This window comes from Sphingobacterium sp. UBA1498, assembly GCF_002325125.1.
GTDB lineage: Bacteria > Bacteroidota > Bacteroidia > Sphingobacteriales > Sphingobacteriaceae > Sphingobacterium.
In genome coordinates, this window is sequence record NZ_DCRG01000029.1 from 44,172 (window position 1) to 66,484 (window position 22,313).

Annotated in this window: 23 protein-coding genes; 9 read left to right on the plus strand and 14 right to left on the minus strand. The window is 37.7% G+C overall.

Annotated elements, in window-relative coordinates:
• Nucleotides 1-136: 136 nt before the first annotated feature.
• From msrA to B3139_RS16670, 5 genes are all read right to left on the minus strand, one after another.
• Entirely contained in the window at nucleotides 137-790 is a 654-nt protein-coding gene (msrA, locus tag B3139_RS16650) for a peptide-methionine (S)-S-oxide reductase MsrA (RefSeq protein WP_293884678.1), read from the minus strand.
• Nucleotides 791-1,037: 247 nt separating this feature from the next.
• Nucleotides 1,038-1,646, minus strand: a complete 609-nt coding sequence (locus B3139_RS16655) for a superoxide dismutase (RefSeq protein ID WP_293884679.1) — start codon at nucleotides 1,644-1,646, stop codon at nucleotides 1,038-1,040.
• Between the two features lie 101 nt (nucleotides 1,647-1,747).
• Entirely contained in the window at nucleotides 1,748-2,215 is a 468-nt protein-coding gene (locus tag B3139_RS16660) for a nucleoside deaminase (protein ID WP_293884680.1), read from the minus strand.
• Nucleotides 2,216-2,224: 9 nt separating this feature from the next.
• Nucleotides 2,225-2,566 carry a tRNA-binding protein gene (locus B3139_RS16665; RefSeq protein ID WP_293884681.1) on the minus strand — a complete coding sequence of 114 codons (342 nt, stop codon included), beginning with the start codon at nucleotides 2,564-2,566 and terminating at the stop codon, nucleotides 2,225-2,227.
• Entirely contained in the window at nucleotides 2,563-2,772 is a 210-nt protein-coding gene (locus B3139_RS16670; protein ID WP_293884682.1) for a hypothetical protein, read from the minus strand. The genes B3139_RS16665 and B3139_RS16670 overlap by 4 nt, the downstream gene beginning before the upstream one ends.
• An 87-nt stretch (nucleotides 2,773-2,859) precedes the next feature.
• On the opposite strand from B3139_RS16670, the gene B3139_RS16675 reads away from it, so the two are divergent.
• The 5 genes from B3139_RS16675 (at nucleotide 2,860) to B3139_RS16695 (ending at nucleotide 11,109) form a co-directional block, all read left to right on the plus strand.
• A complete protein-coding gene (locus B3139_RS16675; RefSeq protein ID WP_293884683.1) occupies nucleotides 2,860-3,468 on the plus strand; it encodes a porin family protein in 609 nt (202 codons plus the stop codon).
• 171 nt (nucleotides 3,469-3,639) lie between these two features.
• Complete coding sequence (locus B3139_RS16680; RefSeq protein ID WP_209577750.1) at nucleotides 3,640-4,410, plus strand: succinate dehydrogenase cytochrome b subunit; 771 nt, start codon at nucleotides 3,640-3,642, stop codon at nucleotides 4,408-4,410.
• Between the two features lie 57 nt (nucleotides 4,411-4,467).
• Nucleotides 4,468-6,402, plus strand: coding sequence for a fumarate reductase/succinate dehydrogenase flavoprotein subunit (locus B3139_RS16685; protein WP_293884684.1), 1,935 nt, complete (start codon nucleotides 4,468-4,470; stop codon nucleotides 6,400-6,402).
• A 14-nt stretch (nucleotides 6,403-6,416) separates the two neighbouring features.
• Entirely contained in the window at nucleotides 6,417-7,190 is a 774-nt protein-coding gene (locus B3139_RS16690; RefSeq protein ID WP_293884685.1) for a succinate dehydrogenase/fumarate reductase iron-sulfur subunit, read from the plus strand.
• 166 nt (nucleotides 7,191-7,356) lie between these two features.
• Complete coding sequence (locus B3139_RS16695) at nucleotides 7,357-11,109, plus strand: ATP-binding protein (RefSeq protein WP_293884686.1); 3,753 nt, start codon at nucleotides 7,357-7,359, stop codon at nucleotides 11,107-11,109.
• 208 nt (nucleotides 11,110-11,317) lie between these two features.
• On the opposite strand, the gene B3139_RS16700 is transcribed toward B3139_RS16695, so the two are convergent.
• The 3 genes from B3139_RS16700 to B3139_RS16710 form a co-directional block, all read right to left on the minus strand.
• Nucleotides 11,318-12,244 carry a hypothetical protein gene (locus B3139_RS16700; RefSeq protein ID WP_293884687.1) on the minus strand — a complete coding sequence of 309 codons (927 nt, stop codon included), beginning with the start codon at nucleotides 12,242-12,244 and terminating at the stop codon, nucleotides 11,318-11,320.
• Between the two features lie 90 nt (nucleotides 12,245-12,334).
• Complete coding sequence (gene gmd, locus B3139_RS16705; protein ID WP_209577742.1) at nucleotides 12,335-13,486, minus strand: GDP-mannose 4,6-dehydratase; 1,152 nt, start codon at nucleotides 13,484-13,486, stop codon at nucleotides 12,335-12,337.
• Between the two features lie 242 nt (nucleotides 13,487-13,728).
• A complete protein-coding gene (locus tag B3139_RS16710) occupies nucleotides 13,729-14,283 on the minus strand; it encodes a lipocalin family protein (RefSeq protein ID WP_293884688.1) in 555 nt (184 codons plus the stop codon).
• A gap of 54 nt (nucleotides 14,284-14,337) precedes the next feature.
• On the opposite strand from B3139_RS16710, the gene B3139_RS16715 reads away from it, so the two are divergent.
• From B3139_RS16715 to B3139_RS16725, 3 genes are all read left to right on the plus strand, one after another.
• Nucleotides 14,338-14,670, plus strand: a complete 333-nt coding sequence (locus tag B3139_RS16715; protein ID WP_293884689.1) for a hypothetical protein — start codon at nucleotides 14,338-14,340, stop codon at nucleotides 14,668-14,670.
• 87 nt (nucleotides 14,671-14,757) lie between these two features.
• Nucleotides 14,758-15,672, plus strand: a complete 915-nt coding sequence (locus B3139_RS16720) for a lysylphosphatidylglycerol synthase transmembrane domain-containing protein (RefSeq protein WP_293884690.1) — start codon at nucleotides 14,758-14,760, stop codon at nucleotides 15,670-15,672.
• Nucleotide 15,673: 1 nt separating this feature from the next.
• The gene (locus B3139_RS16725; protein WP_293884691.1) at nucleotides 15,674-16,381 is read left to right on the plus strand and encodes an SDR family NAD(P)-dependent oxidoreductase; all 708 of its coding nucleotides are present in this window, start codon (nucleotides 15,674-15,676) and stop codon (nucleotides 16,379-16,381) included.
• Between the two features lie 112 nt (nucleotides 16,382-16,493).
• Here B3139_RS16725 and B3139_RS16730 read toward each other — a convergent pair whose 3' ends face one another.
• From B3139_RS16730 to B3139_RS16745, 4 genes are read right to left on the minus strand one after another with little or no spacing between them, the layout of a single operon-like run.
• The gene (locus B3139_RS16730) at nucleotides 16,494-17,867 is read right to left on the minus strand and encodes an alpha/beta hydrolase family protein (protein ID WP_293884692.1); all 1,374 of its coding nucleotides are present in this window, start codon (nucleotides 17,865-17,867) and stop codon (nucleotides 16,494-16,496) included.
• 12 nt (nucleotides 17,868-17,879) lie between these two features.
• Nucleotides 17,880-18,464, minus strand: coding sequence for a YIP1 family protein (locus tag B3139_RS16735; protein WP_293884693.1), 585 nt, complete (start codon nucleotides 18,462-18,464; stop codon nucleotides 17,880-17,882).
• The gene (locus B3139_RS16740) at nucleotides 18,454-18,945 is read right to left on the minus strand and encodes a hypothetical protein (protein WP_293884694.1); all 492 of its coding nucleotides are present in this window, start codon (nucleotides 18,943-18,945) and stop codon (nucleotides 18,454-18,456) included. Before B3139_RS16740 ends, B3139_RS16735 begins: the two co-directional genes overlap by 11 nt.
• A gap of 46 nt (nucleotides 18,946-18,991) precedes the next feature.
• The gene (locus tag B3139_RS16745; protein WP_293884695.1) at nucleotides 18,992-19,291 is read right to left on the minus strand and encodes a DUF2089 family protein; all 300 of its coding nucleotides are present in this window, start codon (nucleotides 19,289-19,291) and stop codon (nucleotides 18,992-18,994) included.
• 123 nt (nucleotides 19,292-19,414) lie between these two features.
• Here B3139_RS16745 and B3139_RS16750 point away from each other — a divergent pair, with 123 nt between their 5' ends.
• Nucleotides 19,415-20,149 (plus strand): lysophospholipid acyltransferase family protein, encoded by a 735-nt coding sequence (locus B3139_RS16750; protein WP_293884696.1) that lies wholly within the window; start codon nucleotides 19,415-19,417, stop codon nucleotides 20,147-20,149.
• A 7-nt stretch (nucleotides 20,150-20,156) separates the two neighbouring features.
• Here B3139_RS16750 and B3139_RS16755 read toward each other — a convergent pair whose 3' ends face one another.
• Both B3139_RS16755 and B3139_RS16760 read right to left on the minus strand, forming a co-directional pair.
• A complete protein-coding gene (locus tag B3139_RS16755; RefSeq protein ID WP_293884697.1) occupies nucleotides 20,157-21,287 on the minus strand; it encodes a glycosyltransferase in 1,131 nt (376 codons plus the stop codon).
• The gene (locus tag B3139_RS16760; protein ID WP_293884698.1) at nucleotides 21,271-22,245 is read right to left on the minus strand and encodes a lysylphosphatidylglycerol synthase domain-containing protein; all 975 of its coding nucleotides are present in this window, start codon (nucleotides 22,243-22,245) and stop codon (nucleotides 21,271-21,273) included. Before B3139_RS16760 ends, B3139_RS16755 begins: the two co-directional genes overlap by 17 nt.
• Nucleotides 22,246-22,313 lie beyond the last annotated feature (68 nt).

Here is a 22,313-nt window from a genome sequence, read left to right on the forward strand (position 1 = left end):
CAAAAACACTATTTATTAATCATGAAGTCTATCCAACCTATTATTTGGTATGAAAGAACATGATTTCAACTTATTGACTTGACACTAAATAGCGCTAATAGCGTAAAATTACCTTAAATATTATGAATACCCAAAGTTACTGTCCCTCTTTTACCACCTTGGAAAAGATACGTTTAAATTTTTCCAATTTCGGTTTAATGACCAATTGACAGTAAGGTTCCTTTCCATTTAAGCGGTAATAATCTTGATGATAGTCTTCTGCCGGATAAAATATCGTTGCCGGAACTACTTCGGTTACAATAGGTTTATTAAAAACCTTTTCTTTTTCCAAAGCCGAAAGATAATACCGGGTCTTGTCAAGCTGTTCTTTAGTATGCACAAATATAGCTGACCGATATTGCGTACCAACGTCGTTTCCTTGTCGATTAAGTTCAGTAGGATCGTGTGCTACAAAAAATGCCTCTAATAGCTTATCGTAACTGATCAGATTGGGATCAAAAATAATATGAGTTGCTTCGGCATGCCCGGTGCTCCCGCTACAAACTTGGGCATATGTCGGATTCTTGGTCCATCCTCCGGTATATCCTGACACAACATTTACAACACCTTTCAGTTCTTTAAATTGTGCTTCGGTACACCAAAAACAGCCCGCGGCAAATGTCGCTGTATCCAGCTTAGCCGCATTTTTTAATGGCAATTTAGAGAAGTCCTCTTGCTTGGTCTGCGGTTTCTGCCCCTGACAGGATGTAAAGGTAACAAGTGCCACAAAAATTATAAGAAAATTTTTCATATGCATAGTTGTCTATTTGTTTGTACACGATAGATGTCGTACTAGTTTTATCAGCAATGCTGCACAAATCCAAATAATATGTAAAATAGACTCAGTTTACTGAAATAAATCTTCGCGATACCTTAGATACAAACAGCAAGTAGAGCGAACTGAAGATTCTTCATAGCTAATACCGCGGGAAACTTTCAGAAAAAAAGCGACAATAAATTGAATTGTCGCTTTTCTGATTTTATTATCAAATGAAGTTTTATTTTGATGCGGCATAGTTCTGCGCTACGGCATCCCAATTGATCACATTAAAAATTTCTTCCAGATACGCTGGACGCTTGTTTTGAAATTTCAAATAATAAGCGTGCTCCCAAACGTCAATACCTAGAATTGGTGTACCTTTCACTTCAGCAACATCCATCAATGGATTATCCTGATTTGGTGTAGAAGTTACCGCTAATTTTCCATCAGCATCAACGATTAACCAAGCCCAACCAGATCCAAAGCGAGTGGCTCCAGCAGCTTGAAGTTGTTTTTTCAACTCATCAAATGAACCAAAAGTAGCATCGATTGCTTCAGCTAATTCACCCGTTGGAGCTCCGCCAGCGTTTGGACCCAGAACTTTCCAAAACAAAGAGTGGTTATAATGGCCACCGCCGTTGTTACGTACAGCTGCAGAATATTTACTTACATTTTTGATGATATCCAATAATGATAGATTCTCTGCGTCTGTGCCTGCGATTGCTTTATTTAAATTATCCACATAGGCCTGATGGTGTCTGTCATGGTGGATTTCCATTGTAGTCTTATCAATATGTGGTTCCAATGCGTCGGCTGCGTATGGTAACGCTTCTAATTCAAATGCCATATCTATTTTAATTTAAATGATTATTACTTTGTTTATATATACAAATATAACACAATATATAACGTTATGTTTTTATGTGTTACAATAAATTCAATATCTTACTACCGTTTTTGACGAAAAAATGATTTTACCAAATCAGCGCATTCTGCTTGCAAAACACCGTGTGAAATTACCGTTTTGGGATGCAATATTTTATCATGAAAATGTGAATAACCGCGCTTTTCGTCTTTTGCTCCATACACTATTTTCCCGATGTGTGTCCAATAAGCTGCTCCAGCACACATAATACAAGGCTCTATGGTGACATATAAAGTACATTCATCCAGGTATTTACCACCAAGATAATTCGCAGCTGCTGTAAATGCCTGCATCTCTGCGTGAGCTGTCACATCATTCAATCGTTGTGTCAAATTATGCCCCCTCCCTATTACGCGCCCGCGATGAACAATAACTGCTCCAATAGGCACTTCTCCCTCTTCATATGCCATCTTTGCTTCGTTCAATGCCATACGCATAAAAGATTCATCGCTATCGATCAGTTGTGTTCCTTCAAAATCTAGAAATGTCATGACACAAACTTAGCTAAGTTTAGATCCATTTGGTAATTTTTTATCAACAGAAGTCAAAACAATATCCCCATTTTCATCTGGAAAACCGGTCACCAAGCATTCCGAAAAAAAATTAGCGATCTGTTTTTTGGGGAAATTCACGACTGCAACGACTTGTTTTCCGATCAGTTCTTCTTTGCTGTAGTGTACCGTAATCTGGGCACTGCTTTGCAGTATACCTATCTTATCACCAAAATCGAGTTTCAATTGATAGGCCGGTTTCTTCGCTTTTGGAAAATCCTGCGCATCCAAAATTGTTGCTACCCTCAAATCCACCTTCTCAAAATCGCTCCAGCTAATGGTATTACTCATAATCTATTGCTACTGATATCCTGAATCTCTTTACCTATTGTAAATAAAATATAGGAAGGCTTCCGCCGCAAACGCAAAGACAACCTACTGATCAACTTATCTTCTTCTCCTGCTTGAAAAGCTAAATCTTCGTCACTTAAATGATTGTACTTGCGACGGAGTTTTTCTTTGGCTACTTGCCATTGTTCTTCGTTAATTTTCAGCATAACTAAGATTTAGGTATAAAATTTGTATATCTTTACTGAACTGTAAAAGTTTCTTTAAAGATACAATATATACATAAATAAAAGATTATGAAAAAGATTTTACCAGCATTACTTTTGATTTGTGGTAGCGTAGCAACGGCACAGGCGCAGCTTCTACCTGGATTTGAGGTGGGTGTTAAGGGAGGGTTAAACTTCTCAAAGCTTAAAAGCGATGGCAAATATTTCAATTCTGACACGAAAGCTGGCTACCAAGCGGGCCTTTATGGCCGTGTTGGTGTATTAGGTTTCCATATTCAACCTGAGTTATATTTAACAGGTAAAAACACGACTGTTAATGGAAAGGATGAAAATGGCTCGACAACTACCACTAATGTTAAATTCACCAGTATTGATGTTCCCGTTTTATTGGGTAAACGTTTTGGTTTGGGACCGATTGGCGCACGGATTCAAACTGGTCCAATATTTTCATTTAATGTAGATGACAAGCAGGCTAAATTCATTGATCAATTAAATCCAAATAACTATAAAAAGAGTGGTACTTCATGGGCATTTGGTGTAGGTGCTGATGTTTCCAGTTTGCGCATAGATCTCCGTTATGAAATGGGCTTAAATAAAGTCAACAATGAGAGTCAGGCTAATCCAAAAATCAATATGTGGAGTATCGGTTTAGGCTACAGATTATTTAGTATTCTATAGCAGGTTAAGCTGCGTTTCTATACCGTTCGAAAGTCCGTTTTTTTTCAAAACGGACTTTTTATTTGAATAAACTTTAGAACCGTTCTAAATTATTGCTTTTTCTTGTCAAAATGGTATCATATTTAATAGCAAATAGTAGATTTGCCTAATTAAAATTAAATTACAAGGATAATGAGTAAATCAAAGCCAGTTTTCAGTTCTTCGATTGGGAAGAAGCTAATCATGAGCTTAACAGGAATCTTCCTATGTTTATTCCTAGTTGTTCACTTGGTTGGTAACTTGCAATTATTTAAAGATGATGCGGGTCTAGCGTTCAACAAGTACGCCTATTTTATGACTCACTTTACACCAATCAAAGTTGTTTCTTACTTATTGTATGCTTCGGTAATTGTTCACGTCATCTATGCTATTACATTGTCGATGAAAAACAAGGCCGCCCGTCCTATTGGTTATGCCAAATATGATGGTCAAGCAAACAGCAAGTGGAATTCACGCAACATGGGTATCTTAGGTACTGTCATTTTAGTATTCTTAGCGACACACATGTCTAATTTTTGGTGGAAGTTTCACAATGATGAAGTGCCGTACATCGAATACCGTACTGATTTGGCAACAGGGCAAACCACAGCGAGAGAACTTCAAGCATCTGAATTTCATGACTACCAAGAAACGGTAGAAAACAATGTTCAAATCGTAAAAGCAAGAGATTTGTACAAGCAAGTTGACTTTGCTTTCAAAAATGTTGCATTGGTAGCTTTGTATGTTATTGCGATGGCAGCTTTGGCGTTCCACTTAATTCACGGTTTCCAATCTGCATTCCAAACTTTAGGTTTTAACCACAGAAGATATATTGGAATTGTCAGAGCAATCGGTGTTTGGGTATTTGGGGTATTAATTCCAATTGGCTTTGCAATAATGCCATTGTTTTTCTTCTTTAAATAATTCAGAATCTTTTAAGATAAAGCTCCGGCTCTATCGATCAATATAAAATTAAGAGATATGTTAGATTCAAAAGTACCAGCGGGCCCATTAGCCCAAAAGTGGTCAAATCATAAATTTAATCTGAAGCTGGTTAACCCTGCTAACAAACGTAAATTTACAGTTATTGTTGTTGGTACAGGACTTGCTGGTGCATCTGCAGCAGCGTCATTAGCCGAGTTAGGATACAATGTAATTACATTCTGTTATCAAGATTCACCACGTCGTGCACACTCTATTGCAGCACAAGGTGGTATCAATGCAGCAAAGAGTTACCAAAACGATGGAGACTCTGTTTTCCGTTTATTCTACGATACAATCAAAGGTGGTGATTACCGCTCCCGTGAGGCCAACGTTTACCGTTTGGCAGAGGTATCTGTTAATATCATCGACCAATGTGTCGCTCAAGGTGTTCCATTTGCACGTGAATATGGAGGTTTATTAGATAACCGCTCTTTCGGTGGCGCGCAAGTAAGCCGTACATTCTATGCCCGTGGTCAAACTGGACAACAATTATTGTTAGGTGCTTATTCAGCATTGAACCGCCAGATAAAAAAAGGGAAAGTAAAATCCTATACGCGTCATGAGATGTTAGACCTTGTTATGATCGATGGTCATGCTAAAGGTATCGTCACTCGTGACCTGGTTTCAGGTAAAATAGAAACGCATGCTGCACACGCAGTATTGATGTGTACAGGTGGTTACGGTAACGTATTTTTCTTGTCTACAAATGCGATGGGTTGTAATGTTACAGCTGCTTGGAGAGCACACAAACGTGGCGCTTACTTCGCTAACCCTTGTTATACACAGATTCACCCAACTTGTATCCCTGTAACTGGCGATCACCAATCGAAGTTAACATTGATGTCAGAGTCTTTACGTAATGACGGCCGTGTGTGGGTTCCTAAAACTCAGGAGATGGCTGAAAGATTGCGCAAAGGTGAGATCAAAGCCAATGATATCAAAGAGGAAGACAGAGATTATTTCTTGGAGCGTAAATATCCTTCATTCGGTAACTTGGTACCACGCGATGTGGCCTCTCGTAATGCGAAAGAAGCTGTCGATGATGGTCGTGGTGTCGGTAAAACTGGTTTCGCGGTATTCTTGGATTTCAAAGAAGCTATCGGCCGTCTAGGAGAGGACGCTGTACGTGCTAAATATGGTAACTTATTTGACATGTATTATCAAATCACTGACGAGAACCCTTACAAACAACCAATGCGTATCTACCCAGCTGTACACTACACAATGGGTGGTGTTTGGGTTGATTACAACTTGATGACAACAATCCCTGGCTTATATGCTTTGGGTGAGTGTAACTTCTCTGATCACGGTGCAAACCGCTTAGGTGCATCGGCATTAATGCAAGGTCTTGCCGACGGTTACTTCGTCATTCCTTACACTGTTGGAGATTACTTAGCAAAATTAGGTTCATTTGCACCAGTAGATCACAGCCATCCTGCTTTCGAATCTACACGTAAGGAAGTTGAAGAGAAAATCAACAAATTGTTGTCTTTAAACGGTACACAAACTGTTGATGATATCCACAAAAAATTAGGTCTCATTATGTGGGAGTATTGTGGTATGGCTCGTACAGCTGAAGGACTACAAAAAGCACAAGGTTTGATCCAAGAGTTGAAAAAAGAATTCTGGACAAATGTTAGAGTTCTAGGAGAGAACGAAGAATTAAATCTTTCGTTAGAAAAAGCTGGTCGCGTAGCTGACTTCTTAGAATTGGGTGAATTAATGGTTGTTGATGCCTTACAACGCGCTGAGTCTTGTGGTGGTCACTTCCGTTTGGAAAGCCAAACTGAAGAAGGTGAAGCAAAACGTAACGATGATGAATTCGCCTATGTATCTGCTTGGGAATACAAAGGAGACAATGTACCTGAGGAATTACACAAGGAAGACTTGGTATTCGAGAACGTTCAGTTAACACAAAGAAGTTATAAATAAGAAGGAAAATTATCATGGCACAACATATGAATTTAACGCTGAAAGTTTGGCGTCAAAAAAATGATAAAGATAAAGGTCAATTTGTAACTTATCAGGCAAACGATATCGCTGATGATATGTCTTTCTTAGAGATGCTTGATATTGTCAATGAAGAATTGACTCGTAAAGGAGAAGATCCAGTATATTTCGATCACGATTGTCGTGAAGGTATCTGTGGGATGTGTTCATTAGTAATCAATGGTCGCCCTCACGGTCCTAAAGAAGGTACTACAACCTGTCAATTGCACATGCGTAGCTTCCATGATGGACAAACTATCGTGATTGAACCTTGGAGAGCTGCGGCATTCCCAGTATTGAAAGACCTTGCGGTTGACCGTACCGCATTTGACCGTATCCAACAAGCAGGTGGATATGTGAATATCAATACAGGTGGTGTTCCTGATGCAAACGTTATTCCTATTCCTAAACGTATTGCTGACGAAGCTTTCGAATCAGCAACATGTATCGGTTGTGGTGCTTGTGTTGCAGCATGTAAAAATGCTTCTGCAATGTTATTCGTATCGGCAAAGGTATCTCAATTTGCTTTGTTACCTCAAGGGCAAACTGAACGTTACGAACGTGCACAGGCAATGGTAGATCAAATGGATGCTGAAGGTTTCGGTAACTGTACCAATACTGGTGCTTGTGAAGCTGAATGTCCTGTAGGTATCAAATTAACAAACATTGCTCGCTTAAACCGTGAGTACTTGACTGCTAAAATCTTCAGACAAGAAGAGCCTCACGTTTAATTATTGGTATTCGATACCTTTCGTGTTTTCAATAGCTTACAAAGCAGCGAAAATAGTGCAAAAATTCTCTCTGACCAATCAAAGGAGGTCATGTAGAAAAATAATATAAAAGTCCTTGCCCTAAGAAAGCAAGGACTTTTTTTTATATTTACAATAATGTAAATTGATGAACGTGAATTCTGGTATAAAAATTCGACTACTCTTACTTATCTTAACGCTATGCTTTATAGGAACAGCTATCACCATCAAAGAATCTGTTACCAATAAGGAAATATTAGACATTGATACAAAATCACTAAATAACTATATCGCTCAGCAAGAGAAAAAAGTAGACCGTATTTTCAACGATTCTCTTTTGCTCAAAACTTTCAAAAACTACGATCAGTATCCAATCGCGGTTTATCAGGCCTTTGAAAAATTCAAAACCAAAGAAAATGTCTATCTATTTCTTTTTAAGGACCACGAGCCGAAGATGTGGAGCACACATCTATTTGTACCGATTACTGATCAGGGATTTCCTGAAAAATCCAATTTTATCCAAGATGATAACCGCTCTTACGTCGTTAGAAAGAAAACAATTGGTAATATCAGTATACTCGCCTATATTATTGTAAAAGGATATACCAATAACAACAATCTCTATTTAAGCAGTTCACTGCGGAGAAACTTCTTCGACTCCAGAAATATTGATATTGCCTCCTATACAGATACGGTAACCATTAAAAACATTTACAGTAAAGAGGGATCTTACCTTTTTTCTGTTAAGCTCAAAGACGGAGAGCATGAAAATGCTTACACAATTTTGCAATTTTTCTGCTGGTTACTTGCTTTAATTGCATGGTTGATCTTCTTCAATAGCCTTTGCCTTCATATGGCCAAAACAGGCAGGGCCTGGTGGTCTATACTACTGCTGTTGGCGATATTTAGTTTGGTCAAATTCGCCGATCTCAAATGGAATTTGCTATCTGAAAATGCGACATTTTCAATTTTCGACTCGCGCAACTATGCCTATAATCGTTTCTTCCCGAACATCTGGTCGGTCATGTCCACCACAATTTTAATATTATGGCTCATTCTATTTATCTATTCAATTCGCAAAGAGCTTAATTTTGACAAAATAAAAAATATCCGGCTCTTTAGAGTGCCCATAGCCATCGGATTTATTCTGAGTATATACCTGTCGTTCGGGCTATTATACGATATCGCCGGAACGTTAATTACGCACTCCAACAATATTTATTTTGATTTTACAAAACTGGTCGATTTACATTTCTTAAGTTGGGTCGATCTTGGCATTGTCGGCATAGGTATTTTGGCCTTAAGTATTTACATCGACCTTGTGCTCTTTTTTCTTAAAAAATTAGAGTTAAAGCCAACACAGTTACTAAATATCCAACTGGCATGCGTCATCTTTGTCATTTTGATCATTTCCTTTTATATAGAAAAAAATAGCCTTGTCAACTTACTACTCGCGCTAATTATTCTTATTAAATCTTTCGGTGAGAAATATTTCAATCGGCATATACTCACAAACTATATCGCGGTACTGATACTTTGGGCAATCATAAGTGCTATTACGCACGCTCGTTTCTACCAGGAAAGAAACTTGATTGATATGAAGATATTGTTGGGCAACCTACAGTCCGAAGATGATGTGAATGCTGTGTCGTTATTCTCCGATATTGAAAGCAGCCTGGCAAACGATCAAGAATTAAAGCATCTATTTAATATCAGTCTACCCTACACAAACACAGAGGGCATCAACGACTTCATTAAGAAAAAATACTTTAGCGGCTATCTCTCCAAATACGAATTCAAAGCCTATTATTATGATCAGAACAATAATCCGCTGAATGCTGCAAGCCAGAATAAGCTCAATGAGTATCGCGAAAAAGTGATCAATAAGTCGATAAAAGTAACTCAAAACTTCTATCGTGCCGGCGGAGAACTCGGTACACATGAATACTTTTCTATCATTCCAGTGTCGATTGACCAAAATAGAATCGTCAACGTTATTATCAATCTCTCCAATAAAGACTTCAGTTACACGGTCCCTTATCCCGAAATCCTTACCGATATGCGGATCAACAACTCACAGTATTATAATAAAGGAGACTATTCGATAGCCCTTTATAAAGCAGGTTCTCTAATAACACAATTTGGAAAATATACATATGAAAACAATTTAAGAGGTCTCAAAGGTACTCCTGGAGAATATATTGAGATCCTAGACAAAGATGCATACCTGCACATGGCCTACATCGCCAATAAATTTTCAACCTATGTTATCAGTAAACAAAAACCTTCTTTTTGGGACTATTTAGCAACGACATCTTTTCTATTCCTGGTGTTCTTTATGATTTTTATGCTGTACCACTTCATAAAATCACTCTATATTTTTCTTAAAAACACCAAGCTTACTTTCCGAAATTTAAAGTATCAGTTCTACAGAATTGTGAATAAGATACAATATTCTACACGTATTCAGACATCTATTATCTCCTCCGTTATACTCGCTATTCTTATTTCAGGTGTAATTTCTTATATCAGTATCAATAAACAACTTTATAACAACAATAAAACAAGTAAAGAACGTTTTATAATTGAACTTGGCAAACGGATGGAAAATATGCTGACATATACGGATGAAATTTCCACCGAAACTCAACTCATCAGCATTCTAAAGACATTGTCCGAAACAATTTCCAAGGACTTTAATCTTTATTCCAAATCAGGCAGGTTGCTCTATAGTTCACAGCGTAGAATTTACGATTTGGAGCTTTTCTCTACATTCATCAATCCCGCTGCACTGAAGAATCTATCGATATTAAAAAAGTCAGAGACGATTGAAGATGAGCGGATAGGTACTTTCCAATTTGAAACTAGTTATGCCACCATCAGGGACAAAAATTACAATACCCTGGCTTATATTGGCATACCAAACTTCTCCCTTCAAAAAGAAGAAAATATCAATAAAAATCTTCTATTAAATACCATAGTAAACATTTATTCGCTGATCATCATTGGCTTTGGGTTTTATGCCACGTTTGTTGCCAACAGTGTCACCAATCCACTGAGCATCATCAGTAAGAAAATTTCACAGCTGCGCTTGGGACAACCCAATGAGCCGTTATTTTGGCAGCGAAATGATGAAATAGGTACATTGATCAAAGAATACAACCTTATGATCATAAAGCTTGAAGACTATGCCAATAAAATCAAAGATACGGAGCGGGAATCCACTTGGCGTGAGATGGCTCAGCAGATAGCACATGAAATTAAAAATCCATTGACACCAATGAAATTGGGTATTCAGCAACTACGCAGATCTTACAAAGATGATGATCCTAAATTTCCAGACAGATTTAATAAATTCTCTATTTCATTTATCGAGCAAATCGATGCTCTAACGCATATTGCATCCGAATTTTCGCATTTTGCAAAATTTCCAAATACGATGATGGAGAATATCAATATCGTTGAAAAAATAACAAAGTCTATTTCGTTATACAATAATACGCCGAGTGTAAGTATCCGTCTCATCAATAACGCTGATCATAAAACATTGATTGTAAAAGCGGATGGTAATGAACTCTTGCGGACGTTCAATAATTTAATAAAAAATGCTATCGAGGGTGGCTATGGCCGAAAAAACATGAAGATCGAAATTTCCATTGAACGCTACTCGGATAATTTTGTTAAAATCGATGTCAAAGACAATGGGTATGGAATTCCGAAGGAAATGCAGGATAAAATTTTCCAGATAAATTTCACCACAAAAAGTTCGGGAAATGGCTTAGGATTGGTACTTGTCAAGAAAACAATCGAAGCCAGTAACGGTCAGATCTATTTTGAGACCGTAGAAGGCGAAGGCACGACATTTCATATCCTGCTTCCCTTACAGCAGGCAGAATCTTAATAGTGATTTAGCCACAACAGAGATAAGAGAAATTGGAGAAACCAAGTATATCCAGCTTATAGCTCAGTATTGATGGATTTTGATACGTTAAAGCTACTTGAAAGCCATGCCCTTATGGTTACGGATCGATATAGTAAGAATTTGTACTTCACAAAAAAAGCTCTTTACAATCATGTAAAGAGCTTTTAGTTTATTTGTTTATCTCCTCTTAACGCAATACAATCGTAGATCGTCCCATGATTGCATTATCTTCATATAACAATACCGTATAGGCACCTTTAGAAAATCCCTGCTCTGCTGCCCAATAAATGATATAATCTTCCCCCTTGTTGGTAAACAAAATATTATGTTTAAATGTATACTGTAATTTCTCGCCATGTACATAGAAAATATTATCGTCCTGCACGACTAGATTTCCTTGTGGGTCGATAATTCTAACATATATATCACGTTCTCCATTTTTTGCTAAAGGATTATCAGCAATGGTAAAACTGATTTTTAACTTGTCAATTTTCTTCGCACGTTCTTCAACTAATTCCTTTCCATTTTTTTTGACTTCAAGGCCATTCATACTAATGCTTGAAACTTTCAGGGCAGAAGCTGTTGCAACCTTCTCTTTCAATTCAGAATTTGAAGTAACCAATGAAGTAATTTGCTTTTCCTTTTCGACTACAGATTCGTTCAGGTTGAGATTTTGTTTGGATAAAATTTGATTTTCCTGAATCAGCCTTTGAACATTTACGCGATAGGTATCAACCTGTTTTTTAAGCTGGTTGATCTTCTGTTGCGCTTCATCGATATCTTTGGGAGTAATACTTTTATTTTCGAGCTTCTTACGAAGCACCGCAATCTCCATTCTGGAATCCTCTTTTTGCAGCGTCATCTCAGGAGTCAATTGCACATTTTCTACATCAATTTTATCCAATTCAGCCTCAATACGATCTATCTGTACCTGAAGATTCTCTTTTTCTACTGTAAGCGTATAAACCTTTTCACCGTTGGTTTTAAACTTAACATAAAAATATATATTCGTTGCAAGTAATGCTGCTATCGCAATGATAAAGAAGTAAATTTTCGAAGAATCTTTCTTTTTTTCTTCTTCTTTCTTACTCGAAACAACGTCTGAATTTATCATAATATACTGTCATATTCATAGTATAGATCTATACCATTGAATGTTTAAACAAAAATTATTCCAGTTTTATTTTCTGCTACAGATTGTAACTTATTCAAAATAATTTAAAGTCTCAAATCCTCCTTTTTTCAAGTATTCTTCCTTCCTCATCAAGTGAAGATCAGATTGTACCATATCTGTTACCAGCATTTGGAGATCATATTTTGGCTGCCATCCAAGTTTTGTATTTGCTTTTGTCGGATCACCAATAAGTAAGTCGACCTCAGTCGGCCTATAATATGCAGGATCAACTTTGACAACAGTCTGACCAAATTTAATCATTGACTGATCGATATTCAACTGCAGCAAACGCTCTTCATCAATATCGATAATAACACCCTTTTCTTGTTCTCCCTTTCCACTAAATTCAATCTCAATACCCAATTCAGCAAATGCCATCCGCACAAACTCTCTAACGGTAGTGGTCACACCTGTTGCTATTACAAAATCTTCGGGTGTTTCCTGCTGAAGAATCAACCACATCGCTTCCACATAATCCTTCGCATGCCCCCAGTCGCGTTGCGCGGACAGATTACCGAGGTATAGCTTATCCTGAAGTCCAAGAGCTATCTTTGCAACTGCTCTGGTGATTTTACGTGTCACGAAGGTTTCTCCCCTTACCGGGCTCTCGTGATTAAATAAAATACCATTACAGGCATACATCTTATAGGCTTCGCGGTAATTTACAGTAATCCAATAACCATACATTTTGGCTACAGCATAAGGACTTCGGGGATAAAAAGGTGTTGTTTCACTTTGTGGAACCGCTTGCACCAAACCATAAAGCTCAGAAGTAGAGGCCTGATAAATCCGGGTTTTCTCAATCATCCCCAATAGCCTCACCGCTTCAAGAATACGTAATGTACCGATACCATCTGCATTTGCAGTATATTCTGGGGTGTCAAAACTAACTTTTACGTGAGACTGAGCAGCAAGATTGTAGATCTCATCTGGTTGGGTTTCTTGTATAATACGAATTAAATTGGTTGAATCAGTCAAATCGCCAAAATGCAAAGTAAAATTTCTATTGTCAAGATGAGGATCTTGATAAAGATGGTCAATACGATCCGTATTAAATAAAGAACTTCGACGCTTTAAGCCGTGTACTTTGTATCCCTTTTTTAATAAGAATTCTGCTAGATAGGCACCATCTTGTCCTGTTATACCCGTTATTAAAGCAGTTTTGGTGTGTTGTTCAGCCATGTTTCTCTCTAGATTATGCAATACCCGACGAATCACCAGGTATTTGTCCCATCATCATATCTACGATAAGCGTATCCGTCCACAAGATTCTATGCATGCACTGCTTCAAAATGTTGTGAATCCCCCCAGCTATGGCATAAATAATCATAATGAATTGGGAATGTAAAAGTATTAAATTTTAAACAAAAAAAGCCATAGGAAATCCTATAGCTTAATGTTTTTCTACTTTTATCGTTTTGCGATTAATTAGAACGCGTGAAATTAAAGACTAAATACGCCTCTCCATTAGCAACTGTCAATGGCATGCGCATAACTAATTTATTCCCATCCGAATAAGATAAATCTAAGCGATAACCAGTCGTTACGTTCTTTGCTTTGTCGCCTGCATAGATTTTTTTAAACTGAAACTGTGGTTCCCCTAGACCTTTTCCAGGATTATAGATAGACCAAAAGATCTCGCGTGATGCACCTGGAGCGCACAAAGTTCCCTGAGCGTTAAAGGTAATTGACCCCTTGCCATTTCCAATAAAATTCCATGTACTGCCTACAAAACATTCTGCAGGAGCTTCTTCAAAAACACTTTTAATTGTGAATGAAGATGGTAAATTTTCTCTATCGATTGTATTCAATGTCCAAGTTCCTTTAACGGCAGATTTCCAATCAGAAGCGCTTGGACCAGAAGCTGCACTCGTATTGGAAGAAGGACTTCCAGTTGATGTACCTTGCTTTTGTGCTCCACAAGAAAATAAGGTCACGATAGCAAAAACAGTTGCTAATGATAAAACGAATCGATTCATATGTATAAATTTTAATTTCAAATTGTATTTTTGGAGTAAATTAATTCACAAATCATGAAGATTACAGCCAAAAATCATACCATAAGCAAAATAATAGCAAAAACTCTACTGCGGTTATTCGTCATTTTATTGGCCTTTGCTACTTATCCGCTTTTCTTAGGACAGGAAGCAAAAAGCAAATTGGATCAGATAAGCCTTGCATTTACGAATAAGATAGCCCTGGTAGCGCCTATTTTATTATTTTGCATCATCATTGGATTAATGATTGCTGTACTCAAGCACAAATATAACAGAATTGACCTAAATTGGCTATTTTCGCTCGCGACTATCTTTGGTATTTTGTATTTGATATTATTGTATTCAAGAATTTACCCAACGATTGCTTAAGCACAATTGCACATTTCCACAAAGTTTCTAACTTTGGATTCGCCAAATCGCTAATTACAGCCAAGAGGATTGAACGCATAACTTTATATGGATAGAAAGAAGGGGCTCAAAATAGCCAAAAATATAGCAAAGATTGTTGTTACAGTGGGCGCCTTATATTGGGTATTCAGCAAGGTATCAGTAAAAGATCTAAAAGAAGCCATCATCCATTCCAACCCACTTTATCTATTCTTTGCTTTAGTCGCGTATAGTATCTCTATTTTTATTTCCTCTTCGCGCTTATTGACGTTTTTAAAAGCGATCGGCCTGGATGTCACCGAAAGATATAATTTAAAATTGTATCAACTCGGCCTATTTTATAACCTTATTTTACCTGGTGGTGTGGGCGGAGATGGGTACAAGATATTCTTCCTCAGGAAACGATTTAATATTAAAGGAAGAAAACTATTTACGGCTCTATTTTTAGACAGATTAAGTGGTTTATGGGCATTATGCCTTATCATTGCAGCACTGGTAACCTATATGCCACAGCTGGGAATTCCAAACTATCTGACCATTATTTTATTTATTTTAGGGAGCATTCTCTATTATTTTATCGTCACCAAGTTCTTTAAGGAATACAAATCAACATTTTTAAAAGCGTATTTAAAGGCCATCGGCGTACAGTCGATGCAAGTTATAGCAGCAATCCTCATACTTTATGCTTTGGGTTTTAGCGGCAAATTCTCCCCTTACCTGTTTTTATTCCTGGCCTCTTCACTAGTTTCAATCATCCCCTTTTCCGTTGGAGGTTTAGGCATGCGTGAACTTGTGATTATGTGGGGAGCTGGTATCTTTCATGTCGACTCACACAATGCGGTATTAATCACATTGTTATTTTATATTATTTCTGCTCTCGTTGCGCTTTCGGGAATTTATTATATCTTCCATCCCAAAGCCATCGGGGAAGATAAATTGCCTACTGTCGAAGAAGTTGAACAAAGTCAAAAACTAGAAGAATAACATGGCAAATATTATTATTACAGGAGCCAGCAGTGGTGTTGGATTTGAAGCGGTATTGGATTTGACCTCTAAAAAGGACAACAACGTAATTGCATTGGCCAGATCAGCGGACAAACTAAGAAAGCTTCACGAAATTGCAGGCCAACTCAATTTTGATGGCGGAGCGTTATATCCTGCCCAATTTGATATTGTCTACGACGACTATGCTACGCTAGTCCCCTTCATTCAGTCAAAATTTGATAAGGTTGATATTTTGATAAACAATGCGGGTGCACTCATCTATAAGCCATTTATGGAAACTGATGGACAAGATTTTGCTGAAATGTTGCAGATCAATGTAATGGGGCACGTTAATATGATACAACATGTTGTTCCCATGATGCAGGCAGGATCACATATCTTAAATATCAGCAGCATGGGCGGTTTCCAGGGATCCATGAAGTTTTCTGGTCTTTCAGCATATTCAGCCAGCAAAGGAGCATTATCGATACTCACAGAGTGTTTGGCTGAAGAATTTAAGGAAAAGGGAATTAAGGTTAACTGTTTAGCGTTGGGATCTTCTCAGACTGAAATGTTTGAGGCCGCTTTTCCGGGTGTTGAAGCCGGTACATTGGCCTTCGAAATGGGGCGCTATATCGCGGATTTCGCTCAAAATGGACACCGCTATTTTAATGGAAAAATACTTCCTGTAGCGAATACAACACCCTAGTAAGTATACGATCTGCCCCAACTTAAAATCGTTACAAAAACAAAAAGAAGGTAATTTAGCCGCTTATTAAATTACCTTCTTTTTGTTTAAAACTATGCGGATAGATAATGAATTACTTGGTTTTCATCTTAAGCCACTTTGTCAGATCATCCATCAGTTGCTCGTTAAAGCTTTCTGAATTCTCAAAGTATTCTTCGATTTTACCCGTTTGAGAATTTTGAAAAAGATGGTTTAAGTTTGGATAATTTTTAATTGTCACATCTGTCGTATTTAGGTGCAGACGCTGAAGGCTATAAATATTTTCATTTGCAGGCACCTGAACATCTTTCCCGCCAAAAGAAGCAAAAATAGGTACTTTCAGGTGCTTCAGATAATAAGCCGGATCAATTCTGAGAAAAGTCCTAAACCAAGGACTCATCATCGGACTGAGTTTAATTCTCATATCGGGAGTCAACGGATTGTTGTTATTTTGATGAATAAGTTCCTGTTCCAAAGTTTCAGACAAAACCTTTGGTGGTTCATCCCTCATTAAAATAGTATATAATTTTCTGTTATTTGCTTTATTGATCGTTAATGCAGCTTCCGACAATCCACCCGCCTTTCCTAAAGCATAACTCTGTAAGATTAACAATGAGTCTCCTTTTAATACCGGTCCAGATAGCATTGCAATATACTTTACGTTATCATTCTCGGATGCGACTATTTCGGCAATTAAAGCACCCTCGCTATGGCCAATCATCCCGATTTTATCAACGTCAACGATGTTTTTTTTGCTTAAAAAATCTACTGCGGCGTTCGCATCAGAAGCAAAATCGATCGTTGTCGCTAAATTCACTTCGCCTTTCGATCCACCTATTTCTCGGTCATCATAACGCAGTACCGCAAAACCATTTTTAGTAAGATGATCAGCGAGAACCTTAAAAGGTCGGTGGCCAAACATTTCAGAATCTCTGTTCTGTTGTCCACTACCATTGACCAATACTACTGCAGGAAATGGTCCTTTACCCTTTGGATAGGTTAAGGATCCCGTTAAAAATGAATTACCTTTGTTATTTTTAAATGATACTTCCTCTTCCATATAGTCATAGGGAGGAAAAACATCCTGCTTACGAGACAGTCCACTCTGTTCATTTTCGCTCCTAACCAGAATCATCGCAGATTCAAAAGTTCCCTGCTTCATGCCGCCTTTCATCACATCTTTGTCCCGATCCAAAAAACCAGCATAAGCTAAACCGATATTTTTCACATCCATCCAAATTGAATCGTGTTGGATCCGTATTTGGCTTATTGCAAATTTTTGTGACGTTTGCATTGGACTTTCAAAGGTTCCATTCCAGTTTCCTGTGCTATCTTGCTGTAGATTGAATACCAATAGCAACTTCTGCCCCGAAACACTTACCTCGCCCTTCCATGAGCCATCAAATGTCTGTGCATGGGAACATGAAAAATGGAAATAAATGATAAATAGGTACAAAATTTTTCTCATTGTCATTTTTTACTAAAAATAAAACTGTATACATAGATCCAGTATAAAATATAATCCCACAAATAATATACTGATCCCAATCTTCTTATTATTAACGGCTACATTCATGCCCTTGACCAATAAATAGAACTGATAAAACAGCATTAATAAACTGATGATTCCAAACATACCGAAAAAGAGCATCTCTGTTTTATCAACTCCCTCCAATGTATGATCGCCGCTCTGCACTGCCTTTAAGACTTCATCCGAAAATTTGTCCTGGTTGAGAAGTTTCCCTAGAAATAATGCAAGATAAAGCGGAAATGGCATAATCAAAATGACATTCATGACATCAATAATCCTGGTCTTTCTATTTAATAACGTCCCTATAGCATAGAGAAGTGTAAAAGGAGCCAAAACCATATAGGCGTGAACGCGCATAACAGCCCACAGAGAAACCGTCATTTCTGGTTGATAGAAATGCATAAATCCATTGAATTGCTGACCAGATAAATAAATAAAATAGCTTGATAACAAGAATCCGAAAACACCCACAAAAAATAATTTCCACTCCATAAATTCGGCAAATGGATTCAGTAAAATCTGTTTAACTTTCATTTTTTAAAAATTGAGATAAATTTAGATGTTCAATTTCTACTGGATTTTGGGTTCCTATAAGCAATACCTTACCATTTCTCAGTGTAAGTTGTAGAGCTATGTTGCCCCGAGCTGAAAAAGCGCGGCCCCTCACTCCTCTCCGTAGTCCCCATCCACCAAAATCGCCTATCGGATTATATTTCCGCACCTCAATAGATTGTATATCGGACCACTGCACTCGTTTTCGATAGAAGTTGAAAGGGAAAAAATGGACTTCAACCTCTTCCTCATGAATCGTTGTTTTTAACCTCAACACGGCAAAGAGTCCCCACAATACTAAATTGATCCAGAAGCCCGGCAATTGAAATAATAGAACAAAATTCAAACGTAAGAGATCATGCCAGTGTACAGAAAAACTAGCCACACTGACAGTTAAAAGGATCAGACAGAGCCACCAGCTAAAAAAAGATTGACTTTCGGTATAAATTTTATTACTTTTCATTTTGATATAATTGTAAGTTTATAAATAGTTCAGAATGCTTAGAATGCTAATTAGAGCTCCGTCCGCCGCCACCGCATGCATGTTCAATAGATTTCAATTTATAAATCAGATCGTCGAGAATATTGCGGACTGTCGGATAGGATTTTCCCATTTGATTTGCCATTTCTTTTAAACTTCCTGAATGCTTCAAAAAGTTCATGACAAATTCCTGTTCCTCGACAGTGAGCTGCATGAGTAAGGGCAATGAAAATTTACCGACAACCTCAGTCTCACAAGAGTCACACACCAACTTAGAAACCGTTAACTTCGCTTCACAACAGGGACAATCAATTGGTATTTTTTTCATTAAACAATATGTATATTAACATTATTAAAGATAACATTAATAATATTAAAACAAAACGCTATAAAATCAATATCTTTCAAAAACCATTGCTTAATGATATATTTGTATCATTAAATAACGTTTATGAAGAAGTTTTTAGGCTATTTCCTATCTATAATATTTTGGTTTTGTTTTGGTTTATCCTTGATTATCTTCCACCCCATACAGTGGCTATGTTTGAAGCTAGGAGGATACAATGCCCATAAAAGGAGTGTAGATATATTAAATGCCTGTCTTGTCGCTTCCTATTACACGCTATTTAACCGCGTGACATTTATCGACAATAAAAATATTCCAACGGGACAGCCCATTGTGTTTGTAGCCAATCACCAAAGTACGTTTGATATCCCCCCAATGATCTATTTCTTACGTAGATTTCATGGGAAGTTTATTTCCAAAATAGAACTTGCTAGTGGTATACCGAGTATCTCTTTTAACCTGAAACATGGCGGCGCCGCAAATATCGATCGCAATGACCCCAAACAATCTATTGCCGAGATACTGAAACTCGCCAACAATATGAAAACCAAAAACTGGTCGGCGTTTATTTTTCCGGAAGGAACGCGATCAAAGACGGGGAAAATGAAAGCCTTCCATGTTGGTGGAATTGCCACATTATTAAAGAAAAATCCAAATGCACTCGTTGTTCCGGTTGCCATCACCGGGTCCTACGAAATGGTACAATATGGGATGTACCCACTGACACCTTTTCTCCATATGACGTGGGAGGTACTCAATCCCTTAGATACGGAAGGAAAGACAATTGAGGAAATCGTAAAATCAGCTGAAGAAGCCATAAGATTGAGGGTCGAAAAATAGGAAAAAATTATTTGACTTGCCGACCTTTCCAGTCATACTTCCCAACATTACCCAATATGCCGATATAAGTTAGGTAAAAGATATGCGCTAAGCTCAGTAAAGGCAGATACCATAAGAGTTCCTTTCTGCTTGCGAATACAGTTAAGGGCCGAATAAAAAGAAATTCAACGATCATCTTTAACAGCAATGCAAAAAGTACGACCCAGGCAACGAAATTTACGCCAAAAAGAGCGAGAACCAAAGCAACTAAAATCAATACATTAAAAAACCAAATGGAAATTCCCAAGGCGATCACACCTTTATTTTTATATTTAGTACTTTTCGAAGCCCAGCGTCGGCGCTGACTGATAAATGACTTTAAATCTGGTTTGGCATCCGTGTAAACAATAGCATCTTTTGATTTGCAAAACGTTATTTTTTCAGGATACTGTTCTGCTACTTTATGTAAGAAAAGTTCATCATCTCCCGAGGCAAGCTCATCGATTCCTTTAAATCCGCCCATTTGTTCAAAAATATCTTTCCGATATGCCAGATTTGCCCCATTACAAGTTGTTGGTTTCTTATTTCCAATACCAGCAGCGCCAAGGCCTATCAAGTAAAGGAATTCCAAGGTCTGGAGTCGTTCAAAAAAAACTTTTTCTTCTGAATACACTACCGGAGAAGACTGTAAATAGGCATTTTCTTTTTCGAATGTACCGACGACCGTTGCTAACCAATTTGGTCCCATACGGCAGTCTGCGTCAGTGGTTATAATAATATCGCCCTTACAGCATGCTATGGCCTTTGAAATTGCCAGTTTTTTGTATGAATTCAAACGTCCATTTTCATTCAATTGAATTAGCCTCACCCCCTTTCCAGCGTATTTCTTCACAATCAACGACGTATTATCGTCTGAATGGTCGTCAATAATAATAAGTTCCAAGAGTGCTGCAGGATAATCCTGGGCCAATATGCAGTCGATGGTACGGCCTATATTGAGCTCTTCATTCCGCGCAGCTATAATCACAGAAATCGCTTTTGTTGGCTGAATAAGATTGCTGGGTACTGGGATTAAGAACCAGCCTCTACGCATCCATAAAACCAGAATTGCGTAAACGCAAGCAAAACTGATCAATAAATAGTTAAGTATTTGTATCACCGAAAAAATTAATCTTAAAAACAAAAATAGAACCAAATACTGCCGGAAGAATCAAATTCACAAACCAAATACAGGAAACAATAGCCATGACAGCTATTTCTTGTGTCGTGATATAACTATATAGATTACTTGCTACAAAACTTCTTACACTGAAATCAAAAATATCCAATGTTGGTAAGGCGGCCTGGACAAAAAACAGGATAAAAATCATCAGAATCATGGATAACAGCGGCAGTTCAGGCAATGTAAGCTTCATTAAGATGATATACTGAGATGTAAAAATGATAAATCGTGCTAAGGAATTTAAAAGAACAATACTAAGTTCGGACATTGAATAATGCTCTAATACTTCAAAAAAAGGTTTAATACGGGTCAAAAACTTAATTTTACCGACCAACAAGTCAATCCATTTTACGTTGAAATATAATATGACAAATCCAGCAGCATAGATAATAGCGAGCAGCCATACGCCAAATTGTACCGATAAAGGGGGCGAAAGAAATTTACAGACAAACCAAGCAATACTCAACGCGCCGGCAACACTTGTCAAAACCAATTGCGCAAATAATCCTACTCCCATCGCCACAGCGCCCTTAGCCCTATGCTGGGGTTGTAGAAAAAGTACCCTCCCGCCATACTCTCCAATCCTATTAGGGGTAAAAATAGCCCATGAGAGTCCGCAAAAAACTGACTGAAATGCCCTCCAAAAAGAAATATTTTCCAATTTAGATGCGAGGTATCGCCATTTTACGACCTCAAGCAACCAATTGACAAGCATTAATACTACGATCAGGACAAGCGTCCATGCAACAGAATGTTGTTCCAAGCCAGCAATTAGTGTCTTAAACTTCTCAATATTGCTTTTATCAGATACTTTCACGACGATATACCAGGTCGCTAGGGCAAACACCAATATCTTCAATAAAAGACTGACGTATTTTTTTTGTATTCCAGTCAACTTTTGATAATTAGAGAGCAATGTTACTAAATTTTAGCCAAATGATTAAGTTTTGTCGCATGCAATCC

Bases quoted from the DNA above. Each gene is read 5' to 3' on its own strand.
- B3139_RS16680 (WP_209577750.1), top strand. From the start codon at position 3,640: ATGAGTAAATCAAAGCCAGTTTTCAGTTCTTCGATTGGGAAGAAGCTA.
- B3139_RS16690 (WP_293884685.1), top strand. From the start codon at position 6,417: ATGGCACAACATATGAATTTAACGCTGAAAGTTTGGCGTCAAAAAAAT.
- B3139_RS16670 (WP_293884682.1), bottom strand. From the start codon at position 2,772: ATGCTGAAAATTAACGAAGAACAATGGCAAGTAGCCAAAGAAAAACTC.
- B3139_RS16735 (WP_293884693.1), bottom strand. From the start codon at position 18,464: ATGAAAGTTAAACAGATTTTACTGAATCCATTTGCCGAATTTATGGAG.
- B3139_RS16730 (WP_293884692.1), bottom strand. From the start codon at position 17,867: ATGAGAAAAATTTTGTACCTATTTATCATTTATTTCCATTTTTCATGT.
- B3139_RS16750 (WP_293884696.1), top strand. From the start codon at position 19,415: ATGAAGAAGTTTTTAGGCTATTTCCTATCTATAATATTTTGGTTTTGT.
- B3139_RS16740 (WP_293884694.1), bottom strand. From the start codon at position 18,945: ATGAAAAGTAATAAAATTTATACCGAAAGTCAATCTTTTTTTAGCTGG.
- B3139_RS16725 (WP_293884691.1), top strand. From the start codon at position 15,674: ATGGCAAATATTATTATTACAGGAGCCAGCAGTGGTGTTGGATTTGAA.
- B3139_RS16695 (WP_293884686.1), top strand. From the start codon at position 7,357: ATGAACGTGAATTCTGGTATAAAAATTCGACTACTCTTACTTATCTTA.
- B3139_RS16720 (WP_293884690.1), top strand. From the start codon at position 14,758: ATGGATAGAAAGAAGGGGCTCAAAATAGCCAAAAATATAGCAAAGATT.
- B3139_RS16665 (WP_293884681.1), bottom strand. From the start codon at position 2,566: ATGAGTAATACCATTAGCTGGAGCGATTTTGAGAAGGTGGATTTGAGG.
- gmd (WP_209577742.1), bottom strand. From the start codon at position 13,486: ATGGCTGAACAACACACCAAAACTGCTTTAATAACGGGTATAACAGGA.
- B3139_RS16700 (WP_293884687.1), bottom strand. From the start codon at position 12,244: ATGATAAATTCAGACGTTGTTTCGAGTAAGAAAGAAGAAGAAAAAAAG.
- B3139_RS16655 (WP_293884679.1), bottom strand. From the start codon at position 1,646: ATGGCATTTGAATTAGAAGCGTTACCATACGCAGCCGACGCATTGGAA.
- msrA (WP_293884678.1), bottom strand. From the start codon at position 790: ATGAAAAATTTTCTTATAATTTTTGTGGCACTTGTTACCTTTACATCC.
- B3139_RS16660 (WP_293884680.1), bottom strand. From the start codon at position 2,215: ATGACATTTCTAGATTTTGAAGGAACACAACTGATCGATAGCGATGAA.
- B3139_RS16745 (WP_293884695.1), bottom strand. From the start codon at position 19,291: ATGAAAAAAATACCAATTGATTGTCCCTGTTGTGAAGCGAAGTTAACG.
- B3139_RS16685 (WP_293884684.1), top strand. From the start codon at position 4,468: ATGTTAGATTCAAAAGTACCAGCGGGCCCATTAGCCCAAAAGTGGTCA.
- B3139_RS16715 (WP_293884689.1), top strand. From the start codon at position 14,338: ATGAAGATTACAGCCAAAAATCATACCATAAGCAAAATAATAGCAAAA.
- B3139_RS16675 (WP_293884683.1), top strand. From the start codon at position 2,860: ATGAAAAAGATTTTACCAGCATTACTTTTGATTTGTGGTAGCGTAGCA.
- B3139_RS16710 (WP_293884688.1), bottom strand. From the start codon at position 14,283: ATGAATCGATTCGTTTTATCATTAGCAACTGTTTTTGCTATCGTGACC.